General features: G+C 48.2%; 24 protein-coding genes and 1 tRNA gene. 16 read left to right on the top strand and 9 right to left on the bottom strand.

The window, feature by feature from the left end; translation table 11 throughout:
* Positions 1 to 12: 12 nt before the first annotated feature.
* Together KIS29_00180 and nth are read left to right on the top strand one after the other, a co-directional pair.
* Positions 13 to 462 carry a PaaI family thioesterase gene (locus KIS29_00180; protein MBX8638744.1) on the top strand — a complete coding sequence of 150 codons (450 nt, stop codon included), beginning with the start codon at positions 13 to 15 and terminating at the stop codon, positions 460 to 462.
* Positions 440 to 1,171 (top strand): endonuclease III, encoded by a 732-nt coding sequence (nth, locus tag KIS29_00175; GenBank protein MBX8638743.1) that lies wholly within the window; start codon positions 440 to 442, stop codon positions 1,169 to 1,171. The genes KIS29_00180 and nth overlap by 23 nt, the downstream gene beginning before the upstream one ends.
* A gap of 29 nt (positions 1,172 to 1,200) precedes the next feature.
* On the opposite strand, the gene KIS29_00170 is transcribed toward nth, so the two are convergent.
* Together KIS29_00170 and KIS29_00165 are read right to left on the bottom strand one after the other, a co-directional pair.
* The gene (locus KIS29_00170) at positions 1,201 to 2,025 is read right to left on the bottom strand and encodes an ABC transporter permease (protein MBX8638742.1); all 825 of its coding nucleotides are present in this window, start codon (positions 2,023 to 2,025) and stop codon (positions 1,201 to 1,203) included.
* Positions 2,026 to 2,988 carry an ABC transporter ATP-binding protein gene (locus KIS29_00165; GenBank protein MBX8638741.1) on the bottom strand — a complete coding sequence of 321 codons (963 nt, stop codon included), beginning with the start codon at positions 2,986 to 2,988 and terminating at the stop codon, positions 2,026 to 2,028. It lies immediately after the preceding gene.
* A gap of 250 nt (positions 2,989 to 3,238) precedes the next feature.
* Between KIS29_00165 and KIS29_00160 the strand changes: the two genes are divergently transcribed.
* From KIS29_00160 to KIS29_00150, 3 genes are all read left to right on the top strand, one after another.
* Entirely contained in the window at positions 3,239 to 3,922 is a 684-nt protein-coding gene (locus KIS29_00160) for a uracil-DNA glycosylase (GenBank protein ID MBX8638740.1), read from the top strand.
* A gap of 5 nt (positions 3,923 to 3,927) precedes the next feature.
* On the top strand, positions 3,928 to 5,097 hold the full coding sequence (menC, locus tag KIS29_00155; GenBank protein MBX8638739.1) for an o-succinylbenzoate synthase: 1,170 nt from the start codon (positions 3,928 to 3,930) through the stop codon (positions 5,095 to 5,097).
* Positions 5,098 to 5,391: 294 nt separating this feature from the next.
* The gene (locus tag KIS29_00150) at positions 5,392 to 6,174 is read left to right on the top strand and encodes a response regulator (GenBank protein ID MBX8638738.1); all 783 of its coding nucleotides are present in this window, start codon (positions 5,392 to 5,394) and stop codon (positions 6,172 to 6,174) included.
* A gap of 110 nt (positions 6,175 to 6,284) precedes the next feature.
* On the opposite strand, the gene KIS29_00145 is transcribed toward KIS29_00150, so the two are convergent.
* The 4 genes from KIS29_00145 to KIS29_00130 all read right to left on the bottom strand — a co-directional run bounded on the left by KIS29_00145 (position 6,285) and on the right by KIS29_00130 (position 9,545).
* Positions 6,285 to 6,373 (bottom strand) — tRNA-Cys (locus KIS29_00145).
* A gap of 59 nt (positions 6,374 to 6,432) precedes the next feature.
* Positions 6,433 to 7,425, bottom strand: a complete 993-nt coding sequence (meaB, locus tag KIS29_00140) for a methylmalonyl Co-A mutase-associated GTPase MeaB (protein ID MBX8638737.1) — start codon at positions 7,423 to 7,425, stop codon at positions 6,433 to 6,435.
* Positions 7,426 to 7,441: 16 nt separating this feature from the next.
* Positions 7,442 to 7,840, bottom strand: a complete 399-nt coding sequence (locus KIS29_00135; protein ID MBX8638736.1) for a cobalamin B12-binding domain-containing protein — start codon at positions 7,838 to 7,840, stop codon at positions 7,442 to 7,444.
* Between the two features lie 10 nt (positions 7,841 to 7,850).
* Entirely contained in the window at positions 7,851 to 9,545 is a 1,695-nt protein-coding gene (locus KIS29_00130) for a methylmalonyl-CoA mutase family protein (protein MBX8638735.1), read from the bottom strand.
* A 430-nt stretch (positions 9,546 to 9,975) separates the two neighbouring features.
* On the opposite strand from KIS29_00130, the gene KIS29_00125 reads away from it, so the two are divergent.
* From KIS29_00125 to KIS29_00095, 7 genes are all read left to right on the top strand, one after another.
* Positions 9,976 to 10,554 (top strand): DDE-type integrase/transposase/recombinase, encoded by a 579-nt coding sequence (locus KIS29_00125; protein MBX8638734.1) that lies wholly within the window; start codon positions 9,976 to 9,978, stop codon positions 10,552 to 10,554.
* Positions 10,555 to 10,719 carry a hypothetical protein gene (locus KIS29_00120; protein MBX8638733.1) on the top strand — a complete coding sequence of 55 codons (165 nt, stop codon included), beginning with the start codon at positions 10,555 to 10,557 and terminating at the stop codon, positions 10,717 to 10,719. It abuts the gene before it with no gap.
* Positions 10,720 to 10,790: 71 nt separating this feature from the next.
* Entirely contained in the window at positions 10,791 to 13,190 is a 2,400-nt protein-coding gene (locus tag KIS29_00115) for a hypothetical protein (protein MBX8638732.1), read from the top strand.
* Between the two features lie 733 nt (positions 13,191 to 13,923).
* Positions 13,924 to 14,841, top strand: coding sequence for an ABC transporter ATP-binding protein (locus KIS29_00110; GenBank protein ID MBX8638731.1), 918 nt, complete (start codon positions 13,924 to 13,926; stop codon positions 14,839 to 14,841).
* The gene (locus tag KIS29_00105; protein MBX8638730.1) at positions 14,838 to 16,448 is read left to right on the top strand and encodes an ABC transporter permease; all 1,611 of its coding nucleotides are present in this window, start codon (positions 14,838 to 14,840) and stop codon (positions 16,446 to 16,448) included. Before KIS29_00110 ends, KIS29_00105 begins: the two co-directional genes overlap by 4 nt.
* A gap of 265 nt (positions 16,449 to 16,713) precedes the next feature.
* Positions 16,714 to 16,920, top strand: a complete 207-nt coding sequence (locus tag KIS29_00100; protein ID MBX8638729.1) for a hypothetical protein — start codon at positions 16,714 to 16,716, stop codon at positions 16,918 to 16,920.
* Positions 16,904 to 17,308, top strand: coding sequence for a PIN domain-containing protein (locus KIS29_00095; GenBank protein ID MBX8638728.1), 405 nt, complete (start codon positions 16,904 to 16,906; stop codon positions 17,306 to 17,308). The genes KIS29_00100 and KIS29_00095 overlap by 17 nt, the downstream gene beginning before the upstream one ends.
* A 226-nt stretch (positions 17,309 to 17,534) precedes the next feature.
* Here the strand turns inward: KIS29_00095 and KIS29_00090 are convergent, their stop codons facing one another.
* The 3 genes from KIS29_00090 to KIS29_00080 all read right to left on the bottom strand — a co-directional run bounded on the left by KIS29_00090 (position 17,535) and on the right by KIS29_00080 (position 20,342).
* Positions 17,535 to 17,984 (bottom strand): type II toxin-antitoxin system VapC family toxin, encoded by a 450-nt coding sequence (locus tag KIS29_00090; GenBank protein ID MBX8638727.1) that lies wholly within the window; start codon positions 17,982 to 17,984, stop codon positions 17,535 to 17,537.
* A gap of 539 nt (positions 17,985 to 18,523) precedes the next feature.
* Positions 18,524 to 19,444: an ABC transporter ATP-binding protein gene (locus KIS29_00085; GenBank protein ID MBX8638726.1), complete on the bottom strand. Its 921-nt coding sequence runs from the start codon at positions 19,442 to 19,444 to the stop codon at positions 18,524 to 18,526.
* Between the two features lie 16 nt (positions 19,445 to 19,460).
* On the bottom strand, positions 19,461 to 20,342 hold the full coding sequence (locus tag KIS29_00080) for an ABC transporter permease (GenBank protein ID MBX8638725.1): 882 nt from the start codon (positions 20,340 to 20,342) through the stop codon (positions 19,461 to 19,463).
* A gap of 7 nt (positions 20,343 to 20,349) precedes the next feature.
* On the opposite strand from KIS29_00080, the gene KIS29_00075 reads away from it, so the two are divergent.
* From KIS29_00075 to cas8c, 4 genes are all read left to right on the top strand, one after another.
* Positions 20,350 to 21,171, top strand: a complete 822-nt coding sequence (locus tag KIS29_00075) for a hypothetical protein (protein ID MBX8638724.1) — start codon at positions 20,350 to 20,352, stop codon at positions 21,169 to 21,171.
* Positions 21,158 to 21,568, top strand: coding sequence for a transcriptional regulator (locus KIS29_00070; protein MBX8638723.1), 411 nt, complete (start codon positions 21,158 to 21,160; stop codon positions 21,566 to 21,568). The genes KIS29_00075 and KIS29_00070 overlap by 14 nt, the downstream gene beginning before the upstream one ends.
* A gap of 231 nt (positions 21,569 to 21,799) precedes the next feature.
* Positions 21,800 to 24,526 carry a type I-U CRISPR-associated helicase/endonuclease Cas3 gene (cas3u, locus tag KIS29_00065; GenBank protein ID MBX8638722.1) on the top strand — a complete coding sequence of 909 codons (2,727 nt, stop codon included), beginning with the start codon at positions 21,800 to 21,802 and terminating at the stop codon, positions 24,524 to 24,526.
* A complete protein-coding gene (cas8c, locus tag KIS29_00060) occupies positions 24,523 to 25,443 on the top strand; it encodes a type I-U CRISPR-associated protein Cas8c (GenBank protein MBX8638721.1) in 921 nt (306 codons plus the stop codon). The genes cas3u and cas8c overlap by 4 nt, the downstream gene beginning before the upstream one ends.
* The last annotated feature ends 4 nt before the right edge of the window (positions 25,444 to 25,447 follow it).

Below are 25,447 nucleotides of genomic sequence, written 5' to 3'. Positions count from 1 at the left end.
TTTTCACACAGTATGTCTGATGATTCAGGCGATTTCAAAGGTGATTTCAAAATACTTGCACAACTTTCCTCCATCATAAAGGGTGATCCGTTTCTTGGTCACCTTGGTGTCGAGGTTGTGGAGATTGACTTCGGTTATGCCAAATTGAAAATGCCAGAGAGCGGTATTGTCCTCAGGCATGGCGGAATAGTGAACGGGGGTGCAATCAGCGCACTGATTGATGCTGCAGGCGGAACAGCAACAGCTACCGTAAACAGGGGAAAGAATCAGGTAACAATTGAACTCAAGATAAATTTTCTCGAGCCGGTCAGGATGGGCGAGATGACATGCGTTGCAAAAGTCGTCCGGGGCGGGCGCAATATAGTTGTCAGTGATATGGAACTTTTTGACTGCAATGGCAAACTGTGCGCGAAAGGCATAGGCACCTGGATGATACTTTATGAAGAGAAATTCAAGGTCTGAATTTCAAAAGCCTGCCTTCCCCACCGCAAAGGCGGCCAGAAGTGTTTCCGAACTGAGAAATCCGGAAAATGTGCTGAGATCGCGTGTACGCAGTATCTTATCGGTGCTGAAGCGAAAATATCCTGATGCACGTTGCGCTTTGAATTTTTCCACACCGGAAGAGCTTCTTGTTGCGACTATACTCTCTGCACAGTGCACTGATAATGCTGTCAACAGGGTGACAGCGAACCTCTTCTCCTCGTATTCGGTACCCGCCGGCCTGGCAGGCGCAGAACTTTCCGATATAAGGAAGATCGTGAAACCCTGCGGGTATTACAGGCAGAAATCCAGATACATCAGGGAAGCGTGCCGTTTGATTGTCAGAAATTACAACGGCGGCGTTCCACGGACAATGGAGGGCCTGCTTGAATTACCCGGTGTAGCGAGAAAAACAGCAAACGTTGTCCTTTCTGTCGCCTTCGGCATCAACGAAGGCATAGCGGTTGATACACACGTGCTCCGCCTTTCCGTCAGACTTGGCCTTGTAACGGTTAAAAACGCAACCGCTGCTGAAAGGCAACTTATGGAGATTGTAGACACAAAGCACTGGGGGGATTTCACCACGCTGCTGATTGCACATGGAAGAACGATCTGCAGGGCAAGGAAACCGCTCTGCGCATCCTGCGCTCTCAACAAACTGTGTCCATCCGCATTCAATTTCAACGATTGATCGCCCCTGGCATCTGATGCGCTGCTCTGTCAGTAACCAGAAAGCGTTCCCTCATTTCGAACAAAGTTGAAGGCCCTCCTGAACAGGTACAGACCAAGCGGTATGGTAACAACGCATGCTGCTCCAAGATACTCTATCAGCGGCATAATCGACTGAATTGTGGCACCGTCAAGCATTGTATAGCGCAGCGCTTCAAGTCCGTAGGTCAGAGGAAGAGCGTAGGCAATAACCCTGATGGATGGAGGAAGTATTGTTACCGGGAAGACAACGCCGGAGATGAATATGCTGAATGTGCTGAAAAACAGCGATATTGGATTTCCCTGTTTTGCGAAGAGCGTATAGGCTGCAGCCATCATCCCTATTCCGCCGTTGCTTGCAAGTATCAGCAGTATGGCCAGTGCAGTCGCAAACGCGTTCACATGCAGGTGTACTCCGAGGAGATAGACTCCTATTGACAGGACCATTGCCGCCTCCATCGAATTGAGCAGGATCGGCCACAGAAGCGTGTAAAGCAATATGGCGCCCGGTCTTGTGGGTGATAGCATCAGATGTTCCAGCGTCCCCATTTCTTCCTCAGTCCTTATCCTCTGGGAAAGAGATGCCACCATTGCGCTGACATATCCCTGGAATGCAAGCCCTATTACAAAGAATGCAATATACGAGCCGCCGAACGCAGAGATGGAAGACGATATCTGGCTTGTCAGATAGGAGGCAACAAAGAAGTACAGGAAAACGGGCAGTATCCATTGAAGTACCGTGAATACTGCCTGTGACTTGTAGGTAGTCCAGATTCTCAGTCCCCGAATGAATGTGAACAGATAGGCTTTCCTGAGTATTGTCTCGAAGCTGCCCATTCACTTCCCCCTTGTTTTAGTGACGAAAAGTTCCTGCAGCGACTGCTGGACAATCCTTGCCGACGTCAATGGAACGCCGGCAGATCTCAGTTTATCCACGGCGCCGTTAAGCTCTGAAACGGCGTCGTCGCACTGCTTCACATAGTGTATGCCGTCTGCATCCGCGGATATGACTGCTCCCGGAAGTATTTTTGACATGTCAGCATATACTGCATCCTGCAGGACAATTTCCACAACGCCCTTGAGTGCTGACTTCGAAGGGACTCTTCCGGAAAATACAAGGTTTCCGCCGGAAAGGATCAGTACCCTGTCTGCCAGTTTTTCAGCATCCTCAAGGTTGTTCGTGCTCAGGAGGATAGTCTTTCTGTTCTCCTTCCTGATGCCCCTGATTATTGATGAAACTTCTTCGGATGATGCTGGATCCATATTGCTTGTCGGTTCGTCAAGCAGCATCACCTGCCTGTCAAGAGCGACCGTCCTCAGGAAAGCCAGTTTCCTCCGCATGCCGGTACTCATATACATGTAACTGATGTTCATCGCCTTCCTCATCGACAGCGCATCCAGATAGGGCTCGATATTGCTTTTTACCTCTTCCATCTTCATTCCGTAGAGTCCGCAGAAAAATCTGAGATTCGCCCAGCCGTCCAGCCTGTAATAGAACGATCTCTCGCTGTTTGTCGTAAAAGTTATGCAGGACCTTACCTTGTTGTCTTCCCTCACTGCGTCGAAACCCATTACACTGACATGTCCGGATGTCGGTGTAATGAGCGTAGCTATGATCTTGAGCAGCGTCGTCTTTCCTGCGCCATTCTCTCCGAGGAGTGCCACCACTTCACCACGTCTCGCATTGAACGATATGTCGTTGAGCGCGCTGCCACCCCTTCCTCTTCTGCGCAGTCCGAGTGATCTTGGAAAAACCTTTTTGAGATTTTCAACTTCAACAAATATATTTTCATCAGGCAATTATATCAAACCGGTTCGAGTTTACAGGAATTAATTTGTTTATCATATATTAGTTTAGTCTAAAACCATTCGATGTGCCATTTTTGCATGTCCTGTCCCTTATGCAACGGTTTCAGTAAACTGCAAAGAGCGGGATCCCGCCTTTGTTACATTTTTGATTTGGCGGGCATCGGTTATTTCATTAACATGCAATAAATAATTTAGTATTGCATTCAATCCGGACTTTACCGGTGATTGAACGAAGAGCAGGATAAACGGTAAAGACAGCTTCGATCTCTTGAGACACGATATTATCTCATGCTCGAAGTGCCCCAGGCTGGTCAAATTCAGGGAGGAGGTTGGCCGGAAAAAGACGAAAAGGTATTCCGACTGGACTTACTGGTCCAGGCCTGTGCCTGGTTTTGGCGATTTTTCGGCAGAGCTCATAATAGTCGGTCTTGCGCCTGCGGCCCACGGCGGAAACAGGACCGGAAGAGTATTCACGGGAGATCTTTCGGCGAAATTTCTCGTAAGCTGCCTTCATCAGGCAGGTTTCACAAATCGGCCAAATTCTGAATGTGCGGAAGATGGACTGAAGATGATCAATTCATACATGCTTGCAGCTGTAAGGTGTGTGCCGCCCAACAACATACCCACAAGGAAGGAGGCAGCAAATTGTTTTCCCTTCCTCAGAAGGGAATTGAACCTGCTGAAAAATGCACGCGCGATACTTGTTCTTGGAAAATTTGCATTCGATTCCTACCTTAGATTCCTGGAAGAAACTACTGATATCGATGTCCGGCAAATGAAGTTCAGTCACGGAGCAGTGTACCCGGTCAGTGGAAGCCCGAATATTTATGTTTCGTATCATCCAAGTCCCAGAAACACAAACACAGGAACATTAACCAGGTCTATGTTTATTGAACTGCTGGAAAGAATAAAATCAGAGTGGTGATTTAAGTGGATGAAAATCAGATTTCTGCACCGAGAAAGGAGAAAAACATTGAACTTGAACCGCTGACCATTGAAAAGGTGGAACTCCTGCTGGTCAGATTGCCGCTGCTTAGTCCGTTCGAAACCAGTTTTGGCCGCAGCAGCAGTAAAGAAGCGATAATAGTCAAACTCCATTCAGAGGGGGATGTGGCTTATGGCGAATGCACTTCAGAACCAGAGCCCTTTTATTCATATGAATTCAATGCAATGTCATGGAAGGTGCTATCCGAATTCATCATACCCTCGCTGAAGGGAGTTGAACTGGGATCACCCCGCGATTTTTCAAAGGCTGCTGGAAGAATTCGCGGCCACAGCATGTCGAAGGGATGCGTGGAAATGGCGATATGGGATTTGTTTGCCAGAAGGGCCCGCATCCCACTTAGCCAGATGATAGGCGGTGCCAGAAAGCGGATTGAATGTGGCATCAGCATCGGCATACAGAAATCTGTTTCAGACCTGTTAAATGTCATAGACGATAGCATAAAGAAGGGCTACAGAAGGATCAAGGTGAAGGTCAAACCCGGTTGGGACGTGGATGTTCTGCGCGCGATACGCAGAATGTATCCGGAACTTCCGCTTCAGGTAGATGCGAATGCAGCCTACGAGCTCAAGTCAATGGATCATTTGAAGAAATTTGACCGTTTCAATCTTACAATGCTCGAACAGCCTCTCGATTACGACGATCTTTTTGAACATTCTATTCTCCAGGCCGGATTGGAAACACCCATCTGCCTTGATGAGAGCATAAAGGGTCCGGAGAGCGTAAACGTAATGAGCAGGCTTGAATCGGGCAGAATTGTCAATATAAAAGCAGGGCGCGTTGGCGGAATAGGCGCTTCGCTTGCTGTTCACGACACGGCAATGAAAAATGGGATTCCGGTCTGGATCGGTGGTATGCTCGAAACTGGAGTTGGCAGATCCTTCAATGTTGCGCTCAACACACTGCCCAACGTCCGTTTTCCTGGCGACACTTCCCCAAGTTCGCGTTATTTTTCCAGGGATATAATTACGGAACCCTTTGAGATGGATGCTTCAGGGCGAATGAATGTACCCTCAGGTTACGGGAGTGGTATCGAAATTGATGAAAAGCAGATCAGGCGGAGAACAGTGAGGAGTAAAGTAGTGAAACTCAACTGATCTCTCCACATTTTCCCTGCGGACGGGAGCATGCATTCATCTAACAGCAGGCAAAACCGGCGGCGTGATCTGACTGTGGATGTCAGAAACTGTTACGGACTCTATCTGCCCCTATCTGTTTCGTGATTTTCCGGCGCTTAAACCAAAGCTTCACCAAACTGGCATCCGGAAGAACAGGCACAATTATTTTTTCGATATGCATGTTATCATTTCTGAAAACCGCCGCTGAGCGTTTATTAAGCTTAAATGTTTTTTTATCTTGAAAATTACCTGAAATATCCTGGATGATTTGCAATGACCGGTTCCGAAGCGGACAGCGGAAAACTCGAAATACTGTATGTCGATGATGAGAGTTATCTGCACGAACCATTCAAACTCTATGTCGAGATGCTCGGCAACGCGAGCGTGGATACTGCCGCATCCGCAACAGAGGCAATATCGAAACTGTCAGAGCGGGAATACAGCGCAGTTGTATCAGATTACCAGATGCCGTCGATGGACGGCATAGAACTGCTGAAACATATCCGTTCGGAAGGCAACGATATTCCGTTCGTCATCTTCACCGGAAGAAGCAGGGAGGAAGTGGCCATTGAAGCGATAAACAGCGGCGCGGACTACTACCTTATGAAGGGACAGGATCCAAAGTCGCTCTTTACCGACATGCTCCATGTTATAACTTCTGCAGTCACTGAAAGAATGGAAAAGGAGAAGCTGAGGGTTACAAACCAGAGACTGGAGGCAGTGCTCAATAACACCCATGATGCTGTTGTTCTCCTGGATCTAAATTACAATGTGCTTTATGCCAACCCGTCATTCGAGAAGACATTCGGTTGGACGCTTGATGAAATCAGGGGCATGAGGATACCATGGGTACCTCCGGAACTGCTGAACTGGACAGAGGAAAAGATAAACGAGATGGTCTCAAATAAGAAGCCTGTCAACTATCAATCGAGACGGATAACAAAGGATGGCAGGTCGCTGAAATGCCATATTTCTATCGCGCCGATAACAGATCCTGATGGCAGGGTAAATACAGTATCATCCATAATGACGCCCGATAAGTTCGATGAAAAATGAGTTTGCCTGGCAGATTTCCGCTTTGCTGCCCGGCATGCGTGCTTCATTTGTGCTGCTATTGTTGATTCAGTCATTTCAAGCAGCGGCTGTTCCCGGTTTCTCAGTAAGTGTGGAGCCGGGAAGGAGATTTGAACTCCTGTCTGCAGATTACGGCAGCTCAGTTCTGCAGTCTGCCACATGGCCACTCTGTCATCCCGGCAGCTTCACTGTTCGATGTGCTTCCCATTTATAACATTTTATTGTCCTGTCCGGGGAAGGTCAGCCCGACTGCCGCTGTTTCCTGTCATGATGCTTTTTTGCAAGTTTTCCGGCAGTGAATGCCTTTATTATACTGTCCGCCTCTGAATAGAGATTTTCCTTTCTTTCTGAAATCATTTTCAGCATGTCTTCAATTTCTCTGCCGTCCATCGATTCAAATATTCTTCTCGAAAGTTCTCTGGTGACAAGCTCCTGTATTTCCCTGAGGTACTGTTCCTTTTTCCTCCTCGAGAGATGCTCGGACTCGAGTGCAAATCTGTTGTGTTCCTCTATCTTCCTGACCAGTTCATCCATTCCCCTTCCCTCCCTGGCATTTGCCTGTATGACAGGTGGTTTCCAGCCATGCCATTCGTCCACCAGATCAAGCATGGACTGAATATCGCTCACTGTTCTCATTCCGCCTGCGAGGTCAATCTTGTTCACCACATATATGTCGGCAATTTCCAGCAGTCCGGCCTTTATAGACTGTACCTCATCTCCTGAGCCTGGCATTGTAACAACCACTATCGTGTCCGCCATTCCCATTATGTCGACCTGCGTCTGTCCCGCTCCAACTGTTTCCACAATTATTTCATCACACCCCATCGCGTCGAGTATCCTAACGACGCTTCCCGTCTGGGACGAAAGCCCTCCGCTTCCTCCCCGGCTTCCCATGCTTCTTATGAAAACACCTGGATCCGCAAACAGTTCAGTCATTCTGATCCTGTCGCCCAGGATCGCTCCTCCGGTAACGGGACTTGTGGGATCGACAGCAACGATGCCTATCTTCCTGCCTTGAGCCCTGAGCATCTTCGTTATTTCCAGCGCTATCGTGCTTTTCCCGACGCCCGGTGCGCCGGTTATACCAAGCACAGGAACACCCCTGGTATTCCCATACAGCCTTTCAAGCGCTTCCCTGTAACCGTTCTCCTCATCTTCTACAAGTGAGATCAGCCTTGCGGCAGCTTTTCTGTCCCCGTTGATCACTCCTGTTATGAGTGTGGAATAGTCCAAAAGAATTCACTCCATTTCACTTTCTCTTCTTTAGGTGCTCTTTGTGGAACTTTACGATTTCCTCAATTGGCGTTCCTGGTCCGAACACCGCCGCAATACCGTATTTTTTCAGCATCGGAATATCCTCCTCAGGTATGATACCGCCTGCAGTGACAATAACGTCCATTCCGTTTTCCTTCACAAGTTCCATCACCCTTGGAAAAAGTACGTCGTGCGCACCTGACAGGCAGCTCAGCCCAATGGCGTCCACATCCTCCTGCAACGCGGTCTGAACTATCTGCTCGGGCGTCTGATGAAGGCCCGTATATATCACCTCCATTCCGGCATCCCTGAGTGCCCTTGCAACTACCTTTGCCCCGCGGTCATGGCCGTCCAGGCCAGGTTTGGCAATAAGCACGCGTATTTTCCTCGGCATTCCATAACCCTCAAATTATGTGCTGTTCCCTGTATTCGCCGAATACCTCTCTCAGAAGGCCGGCTATTTCCCCAAGCGTTGCTTTTGCCTTTACAGCTCCGATTATTGCCGGCATTGTGTTTCCATCCCCTTCCGCAATCTTTCTCAGGTAATCCATCGCGTCCCTGTATTTCTGCTGGTTTCTGTTTTTCCTGAGTTTTCTCAATCCTGCAATCTGTTTTTCCTCTCCGGCAGGATCCAGCTTGAGTGTGGGGACGGTCAGAGGTTCGTCGATGACGTATTCATTGACTCCGACCACGATTCTCTCCTTTCTCTCAATTTCCTTCTGGTATCTGTATGATGACTCTGTTATAGCCTTCTGGAAATAGCCCATCTCGATGGCCGGGACGACACCGCCATAACTGTCAATTTCATCAAAAATATGGTATGCTTCCTCCTCGAGTCTGTCTGTTAGCCATTCAACATAGTACGCTCCCCCCAGCGGGTCAACAACATTCGGAATGCCGCTTTCATAGGCTATTATCTGCTGTGTTCTGAGTGCGATCCTTACAGCCTTCTCTGTCGGCAGGGCAAGAGCCTCATCGAGCGAATTGGTATGCAGCGATTGTGTTCCCCCGAAGACTGCAGCCATTGCCTGGATTGCAACTCGCACCACATTGTTCTGTGGCTGTTCGGCGGTGAGCGAGCAACCTGCAGTCTGTGTGTGGAAACGCAATTTCTGCGCTTTTTCATTCAATATGCCGAATCGTTCCTTCATCTCTCTGGCCCATATGCGCCGGGCTGCTCTGTATTTTGCTATTTCTTCGAAGAAATCGTTGTGCGCGTTAAAGAAAAATGACAGGCGAGGGACAAACAGATCTGGATCCAACCCCCTGTCTATGCCTCTCCTGACATATTCGAAACCGTCTGCAAGTGTAAATGCCAGCTCCTGGACTGCTGTTGAACCTGCCTCCCTTATGTGGTAGCCGCTTATGCTTATCGTATTCCAGAGAGGAACTTCCTTCATGCCATATTCGAATGTGTCGACAACCAATCTCATTGACGGCTCAGGCGGGAATATGAAACTCTTCTGCGCAATGTATTCCTTGAGTACGTCATTCTGTATCGTCCCGCGAAGCTTCTTCTTCGGCACGCCCTGTGCCTCTGCGGCAGCAATGTACATTGCCCAGATTATTGAAGCCGGACCGTTGATTGTCATAGAGGTGCTTACCCTGTCAAGCGGTATGCCCCGGAACAGCATCTTCATGTTCTCGAGTGACGAAACCGCGACGCCGCACTTTCCGTATTCACCCTCCGCATGAACATCATCTGTGTCATACCCGTACAGTGTCGGATAGTCGAAAGCAACACTCAAGCCTGTTTCGCCGTGGGACAGCAGGTATTTGAATCTCCTGTTTGTTTCAAAAGCGCTGCCAAAACCCGCAAACTGCCTCATCGTCCAGAGTTTGCCAAGGTACATGTTTCCGTGTATCCCCCTTGTGTAAGGATACTTTCCCGGATCTCCCAGCTTTTCATCATAGTTAAAATCAGGATCAGGTGTATAAAGCGGGTCAATTTCAATCCATGAAAGGTTGTAAAACCTCTTCCTTCTCTCATTCTTTTCCTGAACGGCTCTGTCGTACAGTTCTCTTTTCCATTGATCCAGAGAAGCAGTGATTTCAATCTTTTCTGACTGAGCCTTTGCCTCAGAAAGAATCGACGCCATATATATTCAAAAGGTGGTCAGTAAATAAATCCTTTGCTAATGACTGTGGCGGCGTCGATCACACCAATTATTCGCCACTCCAATGACGATTCTCGGTCAAACTCAATGAAACACAAATCCGTTTCATCTGCAATCATATCGTTCACAGGAAAGACTGGTCTGTCTCACCTGACACCATACAGTATGGCGTTACCACAAGGAGGGTGAGGCAGCCGGTTGCACAGTACAGGAGTACAGGCATCTGTCCTGTGCTGAAACAGCCTGGCAGGAAGGCATCGGCACCCCACACAGCAGAGGAGAGGAATGCAACAGACACTGTCTGGAACGAAATACGGCTGGGCGCACGCCTCCTGTTCAGGGAGCTGAGGAGGCGCGGATACCGCATACCGCATCATAAGCTCAACGAATACCTTATCGACACGGCAGGACGGTGCCCAATCCGGGGAAGCAGAGGAAGCGCTCACGCTGCCGTTATGAACGTGAGCACTCGCTCTCACTCGTGCATGGCGACTGGCACAGGACAGGCGAAAACCATCCATATGCAATAGTATGGATGGACGATACATCCGGGATAATCCTTTCAGCAGGTGAATTCACGGAGGCTACAACCGAACATTCGATAGAGACGCTCCGTGAGGCGATGCCCGCTGCTTCCTGCTACAACTCGGCGATAAAGGAAGTGAACATAGACAGGGGCTCGCAGTTCTACAGCAACCATCCAGACAGTGTATCGGTGTTCCAGCAGTTCCTGCCGGACAGAGGCATAAGGCACATACCGTCAAGGCGGAACAATCAGCAGACAGACGGAAAGGTAGAACGATTCTGGCATGAATACGACAGGCACAGACGGCGCTTCCTGTCAATGCATGAATTCATTGTGTGGTATAACAACAGGATTCACGGCGCACTGTGGACGGCCATCGCCGAGAGGCCGTCGGATGCAATCGTCAGGAAGCTGCAGCCGGAATCAATTCTCGGCATGTTCATGGAAGTGGCTGAATGCCGGTGAGTGCTGAACAGAGAAATGGAAGGGCTTATGGCGGAAATGATTCCCGTACTCTACATGACCAAAGAACCTGAAATAATTATAAATAAGATTAAAAAATCAGAAAAGCGGGGAGGAAACTGGGAAAATTCTCCGGCTTCGTTTTTGGAACAACTTCGGCAGTGCTGATCGGCTATTATGTTCTTTCGGATTCTTATTCACCTCTCATAAACTGGCTCTCTCCTTATCTGGGGGGCAATATGACTCTCATTCTCGGCCTATTTTTCATGCTTCTCGGCAATCCACTGGACTATCCTGTCCTGATCGCAGCCTGGATAGTTGTTGGCGTGATAATCGGTCTTTCGGCGAGAAGGGTACTTGGTTCCATTGTCTCTTCCATATTTGTCCATCTGGCATGTGTCGTAATATTGCTGATTGGAATTGCAGGATATGTGCTCTCCGTCTTCATCCCCGGAAGCGGTTTTCTTTACGGAAGTACGACCGCAGGAATTGGTGCGTTTTCATCCCTGTCGTCGATACCAGTTCCTCCATATGGTACCAATATTCTCACACTTCTGACAGAACCTGTTATTTATCAGATATACCTCTCTGCGCTGAATTTACTATTGAGTGGACCAGCCTTCTCGGGTTCCTCACCTTCATCCTCGCTTCTAGCACTGTTCGCCAGATTTGCCGGACCACTGATTATTTCTGCAGTTCTCCTGTTCATCATAAATGTCGTAACCGCTTCTCTTGTAGCACATTATGTTCGAAAGTTCTTATCGGGAACCGAGAGCAGGGGGAGGGGCGGGAACTATAGGCCGATGGCGCAGGTCCAATTGATAGTTGTGATATCCATTGCAATGATGCTCGTCATGTGGGGTGCGATACCCAGCATACCGCCGGTTTCCGTGAGCAATGCGAATCAAAAGGAGATGATAGCCCACATAAGCAATTCCGGTACCCGCAAACTTGAAAACGGAGTTCTCGGATTACTGTATAATTTAACCGGCACCTCGTCCAACCTCTCAAACCTGGTGCCCGGAAGCAGGCACGATATTTCAGGCGCAACCGGGTTGACTCCTCACCTGGCATCGAACGGCTATGATGAAGGTGCGCTGGGTCTCATCTCACCTGACGGGAACATGTATTCCTTTTATTCGTTTGTTTCAAACTATTCATTCCCTCAGAATTCAGTTCCTGACAATGGACAGGTGTCCCTTTCCATTCTTGTATTGGTTCAGAATCTTATCGATCTTCATGCAAGCGGCACGATATTCGGCGGGTCACACCCATCCGGTCCATTCTCTCTGACGAATTCATCGGCGTCCTCCTTTCTGGAGCTTCTACCTCCGGAACTCCTGATCATTGGTGTCATTCCCGGCTCCATCCCGCCTCAGAATGTCGCATCAGGCCAGGTCTCTTATTATTCCAAGCTAACAGGTGAGAGTTTCACGCTTCTGGCCTCTCTTCCCAACCAGTCTTTATCAGGCATCTCTTTTATTACCAGCACATCCACTTCCTCACTGAACGACGTCTTCGTTTACGGAGGGAATCAGCCCGCCAGATACGCCGCTGCAAACATCGCATCCACATATCTCTACTCCCTCCATCCTGATGGCATTATCCGCGGTTTTGCAGACCTGCTGGCCGCGCATTCATTATTCACGCCAACCCTGTATGGCTCGGATTCCGCACTCATGGTAATTGGATACTCCAGCCACTCTATCCTGCCAAGCTTCTGGAACAGCACCAATATATCTGCACTTACTCCTTTCCCCGGGGGAGCCATTTCCTTTTGTCTCGGTTTCTTCTACAGAACAGAGGTTGCCTTCGGTTCAGGTATCCACATGCTTCAACTGTCATCTCTCATAGGTAACAAGACAATTTCTTTCAGTCCTACAGCTACATCATCCATTATCGGTCTTTTCACCCCCAGAATCAGCAGCGCATTCTCGCTTACCTCCATTTCCAGCGAATACAATGCAACCATTTACTCAACAAGTAATCCTCCAAACGGCACAGTATCCAATGGATCCGGATGGGTATTCATAAATGAAACAAGAGGGAGCATGGTCAATCCATCCTCCTATATCACATTCTCATCCCCTCTTTCTCCGGAAGTCACTCTTCTGACCTCTGATGCGGTCGGTCAGGGTGTTATCACGGTAAAGGCGGCTGTCAAAAATTTGGGCAATACAACGCTGAATGACGTATCCGTATTTTTCCCCGGAATTGAAAAATCAAGCGGCCTTGCATTAGCAACTGCGGGTAGTGCGTTTGCGAACACTAGTCTGCTCCAGGCCTGGCAGACCTTCCACGCTACATTCAATCTGAATGTTTCAAATCCGGGTGTATATGTTGTGCCGCGGATCACATATTCGTACTATTCTGGCGGCCTCTTTTTCTCCCAGCAGTCGGCTGTGAGCCAGGTGACAATAAGCAAAACGTCGCTCTTCACTCAGTTCCCTGTTTATCTGGCCGGGACCGGTTACGGCCTGGAAAGTCACTTTTCGGATCGAACCGGTTATGGGGAAATCCTTCTTGTGACCTATACACTTTTGACGCTCTTTATGGGACTCGCAGTTTATTCTGAATATGTTTCCTTCAGGAATTGGAAAAGGATGAGAAAAGAAATGCAGACAACCGGAAAGACATAGGGACCGGCGTCTCATGAACTACAAACTTCTTCCCCTCCTTCTGTTCTATCCCCTGAGACCGAACAGGAGATTCGCGACGGAAAAAACTGGCTGGGCATTACCAGAATTCTGCTTGAACCATCACTGCCGGCCACGAGAAGACAGACGGTCTTGTTTCAACTCATCTGCCGGCAAAGAATATTGTGACAGAAGGTCTCGTCTATGCTGAGTTGACAGATCGGTGCGAATATAGACCGGGTGTTCTATGACCAACCTTGAAAGATGCGGCTATTTTGGCAGGTTTTATACCGCCGATATGCTAAGTCGGTTTCGTACAGTCAACGGGCCACAATCCATATTGCATGAAACTGTTTCCGCCCGGAATCCGGAGCAATGGCCTGAGCAAATGCATGACGCGTGATTGCAAGCTGCCAGCTCTCGCTGAATGCCGTGCGTTGAAAGAGCCCGATTATGACTGTTTAAGCTAATGCAGGTTCTTGACTTTCGTTGTGTAAGCTATCTACGGAAATATTCGCAGGTCTGTTGAATGACTTTGATACGATCCTGAAACAGTCACCAGTCATTTCTGAGGGTTACACCAAATTACCCGGATCTTACGCTTTCCGCAGAATTCTTAAGATGGAAGTAAGGTGCTGGCATGGCTGTTCCAATATTATCCAGATATTTGCGAAATATGTGTCGCACCTCTCCCCATGGAAAACTCTTTTACGCTCGAGGCCGTTAAGCGTCACCGTTGATAGAAGTAGAAGGATTTTCCAAACTGTATGGGAGACGCAGTCAGCCGGCGGTCAGCGAAATAAGCTTCAGGGTGAACGACGGCGAGATAGTCGGGCTTGCCGGTCTCAATGGTGCCGGCAAGACGACAACAATAAACGCTATTACAGGTATCGTTCTGCCATCAGCCGGCAGGATTCTAGTGGACGGTTTTGACATAGTTAGAGAGAAGGCGCGCGCATCCAGAACTGTGGGCTGGGTCTCAGAGTATCCAAGTTTCGAGCAGAACGCCAAACCTGTGTTGCTCATGCAGTATTTCGCCGGTTTCTACGATATGCCCTCCGGGGAAGCGGGTCAGAGGATAACCGAAGTGCTGAAGGCTGTCGGCCTGGAACGTGCGCTTGATATGAAAATCAGAACATATTCCCAGGGAATGAAGAAACGTTTTGGGCTGGCCTCTGCAATGCTTTCCGATCCTGGAAATTATCTGCTGGATGAGATGCTTAACGGGCTGGACCCGGAAGGAATAAGCTATGTCAGGAATCTGCTCATTCGATTCAGGAATGAGGGAAAGGCAATACTGCTTTCAACACACATACTTAGCGTCCTCCAGGATCTGGCTGACAGGGTGATCATACTTCACAGAGGTAAAGTGCTCCGGACACTGACCAGGGATTCGATGAAGAAACTTGGCAGGCCATTGCTGAGGTTAAAGGTAGATAAAGTTGATGCCAATCTTTTGGGACTGCTGTCAAAATTCGGAGCTCCTGTTGTTGTTGGTGGCGAAGTCGTAGTTTCAGGTATCGATGATTCGCAGGCGGCAACCGAAGAGGTTAGCGCTGCATTGATCGCGGGCGGTTACAGGCTGTCTCATTTCGGTATAGAGAGGGAGAGCCTTGAAGAGTATTTCCTTCAGCTCACGAGGGAGGCATCGTGAAACCGATAATCTATGAGATCAGGAGGGTGCTCACAAGCAAATCCGCACTTATCGTGCTATCTCTGATGATTGTCATACCTGCACTCATCGCTGTGTCTGCCGCAAGCGGAAACTCCAACGTGAGTGTGTTTGTAAGCAGCGAGGCTTACGGCTGGGGGAGCAACGGGACATATAATGTAACCGTACTCCTCTACAACAACTACGGTTTCCCTGTTTCAGGATCCAAAGTTACATACTTTATCGGAAACAACAATACTAGTGTCGAAACCAACAGCCTCGGATTTGCCAACACCACCTTCAGCCGGGTTACAGACCAGGAACTGGGCATCACGTCGCCAAACCAAACGGAAGGCGGTATAACTTACAGCTATAGCGGCCAGAATTCGCCAGGATATGGTGGCGGTTACTTTAAGATCCAGGTTTACCAGAACCAGACCGACCCTTACTTCACAAACACCAGCCTCAAGGAGTATGGTCCTTCCGGCTCCACAAATCTTACATTCTCCTATTCCAGATATTCATTCAGCACTTTCAGTGTCCAGAATTCGCCACAACTCAACGGTCTTCTCCTGTTTTACAATGCTGCTGATGTGAAAAATGCTCCTCCTGTTTACCTTTATTACAGGGCGATGCCTAATTCAACTTCCCAGTTCACGGGTACCGGTACGGTTATATACACAAACGGGCAGCAGAAAACCGGACCGGGATTTCCTGCAAACTACAATGAAAGCCAGATGAAACTTTATTCGGTTTATACGAGTTCCCCACTTATTGATATAGTGCCCTACAATCTCACAAAACACACAAACACGACATCCTATGTGTTCGAACTCTTCGACTCAAACGGCACGGAACTTGCTTGGGTGGAAACTCAACTGCTTAACACTTATTCCGTTGCAGGTGTGAATCAGATATTCTTCCTTTCAGATCTGCCGATTCTCAGCTTCTTTGTTCCTCTGATAGCAACTGTATCCGCATATCAGACTTTTGGAAAAGACAGGGCGACAGGTGCTCTTGCTTCCGTGATTGTAAGACCGATATCGCGCAGGGCACTGATGACATCGAGATTTGTCTCCAATATAGTTTCTGTTACGATTGCATCCGCACTTGCGCTTGGCGTCACTTCCCTGATATACGAACATTATCTTGGAATTTATATTCCTTCAAGCACTCTTATCCTTGCGCTCTGGTCTCTCCTCGTGATGACCGGAGCATTCGTCGGGATTGTGTATCTTGCATCAATGTTTCTGAAGTCTTCTGGCCAGATAATCGGAGTAGCTATAGGACTGTTCGTAGTCCTCGTGCTGTTATGGGTATTCCCTCTTCCGCTGATACCGCTTATAATATCATCTGTCATCATCAGACAACCGGTTGGAACTCTCGCGTATGCTTCTTCGATAATAAAACTCGATTACATATCGCCTGCGGGCTTCAGTTCCCTGACAGATTATCTTTCGGGTTCTACCGTAAGCGGGCTGTTCTTCATTGGCGGCACATATACGGCAGCACAGCTGGGCATCACTCTATTTTCTGTCGTCGCTGTTGGACTGGCATGGATTGTCATTCCCTTTCTCCTGGCGCTTGTCAGGTTCACAAGAGGCGACTGAAGGAAAGTCATATTATAGCATTCCTCGAAAGTAATGCGGCTATTTGAGCAGTCCGTATATGACCGAGATACGGATAAACTGTGGGATGAGGCGCAGGCTGCGAGGCAGGCGCAGGCGGCACAGCACGGCTGACGATGCTCCCGTCAAACGGAATGTCGGTCATGTTTCAGAAATAGACGTATCCGCGGCACCCATTGCCTAACCCTTTATGGCCACAATATCGTACATCAATAATGTGATATATTTGTATATTGTATACCTAACTATGGACAGCACTACGATCAAGGTTTCGAAAAACACCCTGAAGAGCCTTGGCCAGTTGCAGCGCATTCTTGGAAAACGTACGCTGGATGACACAGTCAGGGAACTTATCAAACAACGCAGAAAGGCACTTTTGGCAGAGGCATTCAGCCTGGACAAGGGAAAAATAAAGCAATTCGCCGAGACTGATCGCGGTGAAGATCGTTATTGACTCGTACGCGTGGATTGAAATCTTTTCGGGCACTCAAAAGGGAAGAAGAGCGCTGGCGGCAATCGAAGAGGCAGATGAAGTCCTTACACCAGATATAGTGCTATCCGAAGTGGCCAGGAAATATATGAGAGAAGGAGCCGATGAGAATAAAGCCATGGAAAGGCTCGAGACCATTTCCGAAACGTCAGAGATCTTGGGGATTGATTCAGCAACTGCGGTTGAATCTGCCAAGATGTATTTGTTGCTTGAAAAGAACGCAAAAGAGAAATCACTTACAAAACCCGGTCTTTTCGACGGTATAGTCCTGGCATTTGCCCGTGTAAATCAGGCCAGGGTCCTGACGGGCGATCAACATTTCAAGGATCTGGAAGATACGCTGTGGCTATGACTGGCCTGCAGGCACCTGAAAATGGCGTTCAAACCGCTTGAGCACAAAGCTCTCAAGCTTTCTTTCGTTTACATATTCAGTGGAGTGCATCCCATTGCCTCCAAACAGCGGATTGCACTCTCACATCAAAAAACAGCGCCAGTGCAGTAATTTCCCTATGCGGGACTACTGGGTCATCCATATTCCGTGTCATACGGATTGTCTCTTCCATTGCTCTGGCACAGGTTCAGACTTCCGTTGATGCCCGAACTTTCACATGTTTTCCTGCCGCCTCAAAGAGCCTCCTGTCGTCTGTGACAGGAACCAGTTCTCTTTCAATTGCCGCAGAAAGATAGGAGGCATCGCAGAAGCTCAGCCTTTCCTCCCTGGCTAAGCCCAGGCTGGACAGATGGTCGATCGCGGCTGAAGGGACGAGTTTCATTCTGTCTGCTGCGATGCTGAGCAAACTCTCAAGCAGTATGTCTGCTTCAGATGATGATATTTTCCGGTGAATCTTATTCATCTTCCATATTTCATTACCCACTTCATAGACAGTCAGATCCAGAATCCAGTTTCCTGTCAGCAGGTCTATAATGCGATTACCGCGAGAAATCAGGAGATTGATAATCGCCGATGCATCGAACAGGCTGCCGTCCGCAGTTGGGCCCTTCCGTGATGGCCGGGCATCACGTGTCAATACTCATCCCTTGTCTCGCGCACAACTCCGACTACGTCCTTCACGGATAGCCGCTTCCTGCATTAAGGTCAGGTATTACTATTTGTATACTTGAGTGATACCATTGTTATGCTTAAATATGCCAACCAGGTGCCATTTGCAGAACCGGATAATCGTTCAATAGACGTTATGGTCTGAAGCTGTCGATTACATAGGAGCCTCAGGCAAAATGCATGAACTGCTGAAAGAAGATATTATATCCGGCTGGCCGGGGACAGCAAGAGCGCCGGCAAAGCAGTCTGGCCTCTCGGGATTGCCGCTCTTCCCGTTTGTGGAGAGGCTGTGAATAATCAGGATTTTTCGCGTTAAAATTCCAACTCTGACCCTTTGCCCTTCCAGGCACTAAAACATGGAGTGAAGAGTACCCGATGCGGTAAATGAGCGGACAGCATCGCCTGCATTGCGTGACAGGCATGTATGGCAATTCAGTAAAGGGGCCAGTGAAAATGTGGCGCTGTAGTATCTCTGCAGTATTTTTGCATGTAATCCGGCGACCCATGTCAACCAATCAGGGAGAGGAACATCTCCTCTAGCGATGTATATGATGTGGTGCATGAAAGCATAACGCTTCCGTGCTTGAATGCCAGCCTTGCCAATTCTTCCCTTAACTCCATTTCACCTGAAAGAGTAATTTTGACCAGGTTGCGCTTTCCATCGACTGTATTGCATTCCTTCACTCCATCCAGTTTCCTTATTTCAATGAGCAGATCAAAAGGGAGATCCTTGAATTCGGCGATGTAGCAGAAGTTCTTCCCCAATCTCCTTGATAAGTCCTGAACAGATCCTTCCAGTATTGTCTTCCCCCTGTCGATTATGGTGACATTATCACACAAAGCCTGGACTTCGCCCAGCTGATGCGAAGAGAACAGGATACTCTTCCCTCTCTTCTTCAGTTCGGAAAGAAGTTTCCTAATGTTCGCGGAGGCCAATGGATCCATTCCCGAGGTCGGTTCATCAAGAATGAGCAAATCAGGATCCCCCAGCAGTGAAACTCCAATGCCTAGTTTTGCCATCATGCCCCTGCTGTAACTTCCCACCTGCTTGTTGACTTCCTCATGAAGGCCGACTAGTTTCAGGAACTCCTGCGCGTCCATCCTGCTCTGCTCCTTTGAGATTCCCCTGATTCTTCCGTATACCGACATCAGCTCGAATCCTGTCAGGTAGGGAAGGTAAAATGGCAAATCTGAAGAGAAACCGATATGCGATCTATCGGCAACATTCATTGGATCGAACAGTTTTCCCTCATACTCTATTGTTCCACCATCTTTCTTCAGCAGGCCCATGACACACTTCATGGTGGTCGTTTTGCCCGAACCGTTGAGTCCAAGGAAGCCGTGAATTGTCCCATCTAAGAGGTTCATGTTCACATCGGTAATGCCGGAACCGGAGGTATACATCTTGCAAAGGTTGGAGATTTTCATTATTTCCGCCAAGCAGTCACCCCTTTATCTCCAACCTTGAAAATACAAGAAAACCAGACAACAGAAGGGCCAAAACAGTAAGCAGTGTAGCCGCAACAGAATATGCCAGGAGCGGGGCCACCGGCAAATAAGCTCCTCCTGTCATGGATCCTATGTTGACGGAAAGATAAACGTTTTCGGTTGGTGAAAGTGAAAAATGCTGCATGGCCGGAATTATCATATTGGAGGATGTCAAAGGAAGCAGGCTCATCCAGAGGCGAACTCCCTCCTTGATTTCCAGGAATAGATCGGATATCAGGGCTACAAAATAAACTCCTGCTACCATGATCATCATGAAACCTGATTGCCTGACGAGTGCACCGAGCAGGAAGGCGAGCGCAACAAAGAGCATGAGTTCGAGCAGAAATCCAAATGCAACAGGCACAACCCACAACAGGTGCCCCTGGCTTCCCGCAACAAACTCCGATATGACGACGGACAGAACGACAAGAAGAATTGATATTGCAGTGAGTAAGAGGAATTTTTCAAAAAACTTCCCGAAATAAACTTCACTCCTTGTGACGGGTTGCGATAGCAGAGGCTGAATGGTATTCCTGTCAAATTCCCATGCTATGGAGTCAACCGAAACGGCGCCCGCGATAATCATCGGAAAGATGCCTGATACGAACCCGTTTGTTATGAACAGGATGATATTGTCCCATAGATAGCCGGGTTCTGACACGATCTCGGAGTTGAAAACGTACTTGAAAAATATGCCTGCAAGTATTGCAGCCACTGCAACAAATGAGACTGCAAAGAGTACCTTCTTCTTTTTGAAATCCCACTTCATTTCATAGCATGAGATGCTCCACATCCTGCGCAACGAGAAGCGCCTCCCGGTGTTTTCATTTGGTTTCATGTTATCCGTGAGGGACAGTATTGGGGGTGATATAAGATGGGAAAGCAGAGTTCATCTCACGAACATTGACAGCGGGATTAATAGGGGTCATACTGTACTTGAGGTACTGGCGAATGATAGACTCGAAACAGCAGGAAGGACAGGTCTGTTGACAGATGATGCAGTGTATCGGAAGCATGCGGAGAGAACCGAATTTGAAAGATACAGGCATGATGCCGGTGAAATGGCCATCAGAATCTTCAGATTCAGGGCCAGGAGGGGAATAGGAGTTTTTTACGGTTCCTTCTCAATTCTAGTGATGGCGTCATTTTTACTTGATTTATTGTTTAACTCACTTGTCCTGCTCGGAATAGTCTGGATTGCGGGCGGTTTTGCTGTATGGTACTTATCCAGGATTTCAGGTTTCGTCGCGTTCGGCAGAATGGAATACACTATGTCTCTACTCGAAGATAGGGAGACGGAAAGAGAACGGAAAGGGAGAGTTGCGATCATCAGAACGTACTCCAACAGGATATGGCCATGGCTGGTTTTCATCATCCTGCTTGGTTTTGGTTATGTAGATATCGCTGTCTGGTTCCCGCTGATTTGGGTCATTCTGATTCTTGTAAAATGGCACCGCGGTTTCAGTAAGAAGGGAAGCATAATAGTTGAGTTCAAGACGGAGGACTGGGTTTTTTCAGCAAGCCTCGCGATCGCTGCATTTCTCGTCATTTTTCCCGGAATAGGTCTTGAGGGTTTTGTATTCGCTCTGCCATTTTTCACATTTGCGAGCTTAAAATCTCTCTACAGCGCTCCGGAGGAGTTCCTGTTTGAGTATGAAGGCGGATGAAGAGGACACAGGGAGAGAGCAGGGAATGAATCTTGTAGAAGAGCTTGCCAGTATGGGCCCGTTCACCAATCCGACCAGGGTGGGAATAATGGTCGTGCTGCTTGCCCTCAGACGTGCGACATTCACGGATCTTCTTATGGCGGTCAAAATATCGAAAAGTTCCCTCAATTCCAGTTTGAACATACTTGAAAGAAATGGTTACGTGAATATTGAACATGGATTCATCAGGATGGGCGGACCCAGAACCATCGTGAAAATCACTGAGAAAGGAGAAAATGAGATAACCAGGTATCTCAAGTTTATGAACAGATTCACAAATTCAATCATGGAACAAAAGCGTGACGTCTTGCCCGTCCAGGAAAGCGACAATGTGAAGGGGGGAACAGGCCCTTCATGAAATCGGTGGTAGGACGATTGTAAACTCACGAATTGCGGAATGGGTATGAGCATGAACATCTCACTCCGAGTTCATCGGCTTTTGTAACAGAGACCAGTTGCATTCAGTAATCTGGTACATAATTCAGTGTGAAGGACAATGTACCGGATCTGCTGTAATTTCCTCATTTACAGAAAAGCTGAGTAATAACAAAAAATAAGATACAATGAAGGCATGCATCACAAGAAAAACATGGCGCTGGATGAAGATTTCAAGGCTTTGACAGATTTTTCGCCATTCAGCTGGCAAAGACGACTTTACAATAATATGGTCAAGGGAGACATACCTGCGGTATGTGACATACCAACAGGATTGGGGAAGACGTCTGTTATTCCCATATGGTTGGTAGCTTTGGTACATCAAATTCATGAGCTTGGCGGAAAGAGGACGATTCCGGCACGCCTTGTCTACATAGTAGACAGAAGAACGGTGGTTGATCAGGCCACATCAGTCGCAGAACAGATGAGGGAAAGACTCTCCACACCGAATGATGCACGATGGCAGGTTCATAGTGTGGCTTTACAACTGCTCTCCACTGAATTGAAACGCATATCGGTGACCGAAGATCCTGTCATCGCCGTAAGCACACTTCGCGGTGAACTCGCAGATAATAAAGAATGGGAGGCAGATCCGACAAAACCAGCTATCATTATAGGCACAATCGACATGATTGGAAGCAAACTGCTCTTCAATGGCTATGGTGATAGGCGTTATGGGCGTTCACAACATGCGGGACTGATTGGTCAGGATTCTATTATTGTTCATGACGAAGCTCATCTTACTCCTGCATTCAGTGAGCTGCTTAGACAATTGACAAAAATACAGCAAAAGTCAGGCGAAACCAGACCCGTGAAGATATTGGAATTATCCGCTACGTTAAGAAGCGGATTTGATTCCGCTTTCACGCTATTGGCAAACGAGGAAAAAGAGGACCAGATTGTGGAGGAACGCATCTGCGCAATAAAACGTGTGCATCTGCACGTGCTTAACACGGGTCAGACGGAAAAAGACAGAGACATTATGAGAAAAGTCAGGGAAAAGATCGTTGATATCAGCCTCGGATACAGAGATGGCAAAGACAAAATCTTAATTTATGTACAATCGCCTGAAGATGCTCTCGATATATTCAATCAGCTTCGCAAGGCTGTCGGCGGTGAGCGCGTCGAGATTCTCACAGGCACAATGCGAGGTTATGAACGAGACAAACTAGTGCAAAAACCGCTGTTCCTAAAGTTCTTGAATTCAGGCTCTTCGGTTGAACGCACTGTATACCTTGTGAGTACGTCTGCTGGTGAGGTGGGAATCGATATCGATGCCGACCATATGGTCTGTGACCTCACCCCACTCGACTCGTTCATTCAGCGGCTTGGACGGGTCAACAGGCGCGGTGGGAGGGACAAAACAGCTCAAATAGATGTCGTTGCGCAGTCCGTGACTTCGAGATCGGAATTTCGCAGCTCCGAAATCAGGGAAGCAATGAATGCCACTTTCCGTGTTTTGAAAGAATGGGCAGACATGAATTCCGGCGAGATTGACGGCAGTCCGCGGCGTCTGCATGAATTGGTCGGAAGGATGAGCCCGGAACAGAGAGAAGGAGCGTTTGCTCCCAGGGCCCCTGCGCCTGAGCTGACAGATATTTTGCTGGACTCGTGGTCATTAACTTCTGTAAACACTGATTTACCGGGATGCCCCCCTGTTGCCTCGTATCTTCATGGCTCCGGTAGGGAGTTGCCTGAGACCTACGTTGTTTGGAGAAGTGAAGTTAAATTACTTGCCGATGCAAAGGTGGACAAAGCTGCTTTGAATGAGTGGTTTGAGGCATGTCCAATCTTGACGCAGGAGCGTCTCCACGATCGGACAGATCGTGTGAAAGATAAGCTCACTTCTCTGCTGAAAGAGCGTAGGAAACAAAACAATAATCAGATGTTGGATTTCCCTGTAATATTGCTGGATCCGAGGGGAGAAGCACGGCTCAAAGAGAAAAATGAAAACCAGTGGTATAATTTGTCTGAAATAGCCGGAAAAGATCTGAATCTCAACTATTCAATTGTTATATTGCCTTTCGAAGCAGGCGGTCTGGGGGATAGCGGGACATTAGATGCAAAGAGCACAACCACCGTAGACGTTGCGGATAAAATCACTGGAACAAGTAAGAGACGGCAGAGGCGAGTGATGACCGAGGATGAAAATGGCAAAGTCTATAGAAGCGCCGTCGAGTCGGACAATTCTGAAGTACTGATGAATGGTCTTCGTGAGGTTTGCCGGATAACGCTGAAAGAGCCAGAGGAAGAAAGCTCAGAAGGGGGACGTTATCTGATCCTTTTCGCTGAACGAGAAGAGCAGGCTGAGATGACCAGAATTCGTCAGTCTCTGGCATTTCATCTATCTGCCATAACTGGTGAAATGGGCCGCATCTGCGACAACCTTCAGCTGGATAAATCATTGAAAGAGGCCTTCATAATTGCAGCCGAGTGGCATGATCGTGGAAAGAACCGTCCCATCTGGCAGTGGTATGCAAACAACAAAGGCGAAGCTATTCCTCTAGCGAAATCTATCCGATACAGAGACGGAAGAGATCTTGGCGGGTACCGCCATGAGTTCGGTTCACTGCTTGAAGCAGAGAAAGAATACCGAATACGAACTCATCCCGAAGCAGATTTAATACTGCATCTCATAGCCTCTCACCATGGCAGGGCCAGACCGCACTTTGAAACAAGTGCCTGGGATGTCACCTACACCACTGATGAAAACGAAGCGGCATCAGCCAGGGTGATGCGACGTTTCGAAATATTGCAGCAACGCTTCGGCAGGTGGGGTCTTACATGGCTCGAATCTCTGATGCGCTGTGCCGACGCAATCTCATCCACTAAAATTGAAGAGAGGCCGGATATGGCAATGCCAGATGAGGTGCGGACTTGACCCCTGAGGCGCCAGATTTCAAGGTCAATGTCGATGTGACCAACCCAGGTCAGTTCTTCGCCTGTTGCGGATTGCTGGAACTGTCGCACTGCCTGTGGCCCGGTGCAGAGGGTTATTTCCAGGAAACGCAGTTCGCGGTTCATGCGTTAGGAAATACTGAGAGGGCAGATATCAGAAGTCTCTTCACAGAAATCCTCAAATGTAAAATCTCCGGATTATCGGCTTCCGATCGTGACACTTTGAAATCCCTTGAAAGCCGGAAGAAGACTGGGCATCTTTCGCCGGAGGAGGAAGAAAAACTGTCCAAACTAGGTAAAAAGGCACGTAAGGGAAGTCTCACTATTGGAAAACCTTTCGGACTTCTTCTGGATTGGTGGAACGCAGAAGACGACGAGGGAGATGATGTGGCCGTCCCCAAAACTTGGGCAGGAAGACAAGAAATCGAGAAAATGGCAGTTGCCCTTCAGAACGCCCTTTCCGGAATACAAGATAAAGATCTTCAAATGATGCTTGATTATAATTGCATAATACGGAAGCCGAAGGAGGATGGCATGAAGGCGCGCAGTGAAGGAAAGGTTGAAGCGTTTTATTTTGACGATAGGCGTTTTGCGCATCGGCTTGATGCCGGTTTTTCTCTTGATGCACTGAAATTGGAGTCTGTGTCCTACCCTGCCGTTGAGCTTTTGTGCCTGATTGGACTGCAGAGATTCCGTCCATCGCCAACAACAGGACAGACCAGAAGCTTCGATTATTGGGTATGGACAAGGCCGCTTGGGGTAACAGTCGGCAGAGCGGCGGCCTGCGGAGCGATACAGGCAGCAGGCTCAAGTCATTACAGATTTTCATTACGCTCTCGGGATGATCAGAAACGGTACAAGGCCTTCAGTAAGGCAATCCCCGTTATAGACAGAACATGATATT

It is taken from the genome of Candidatus Sysuiplasma jiujiangense (genome assembly GCA_019721075.1).
GTDB classification, from domain to species: Archaea; Thermoplasmatota; Thermoplasmata; order Sysuiplasmatales; family Sysuiplasmataceae; genus Sysuiplasma; species Sysuiplasma jiujiangense.
This window is presented reverse-complemented; position numbering and strand designations above follow the sequence as displayed.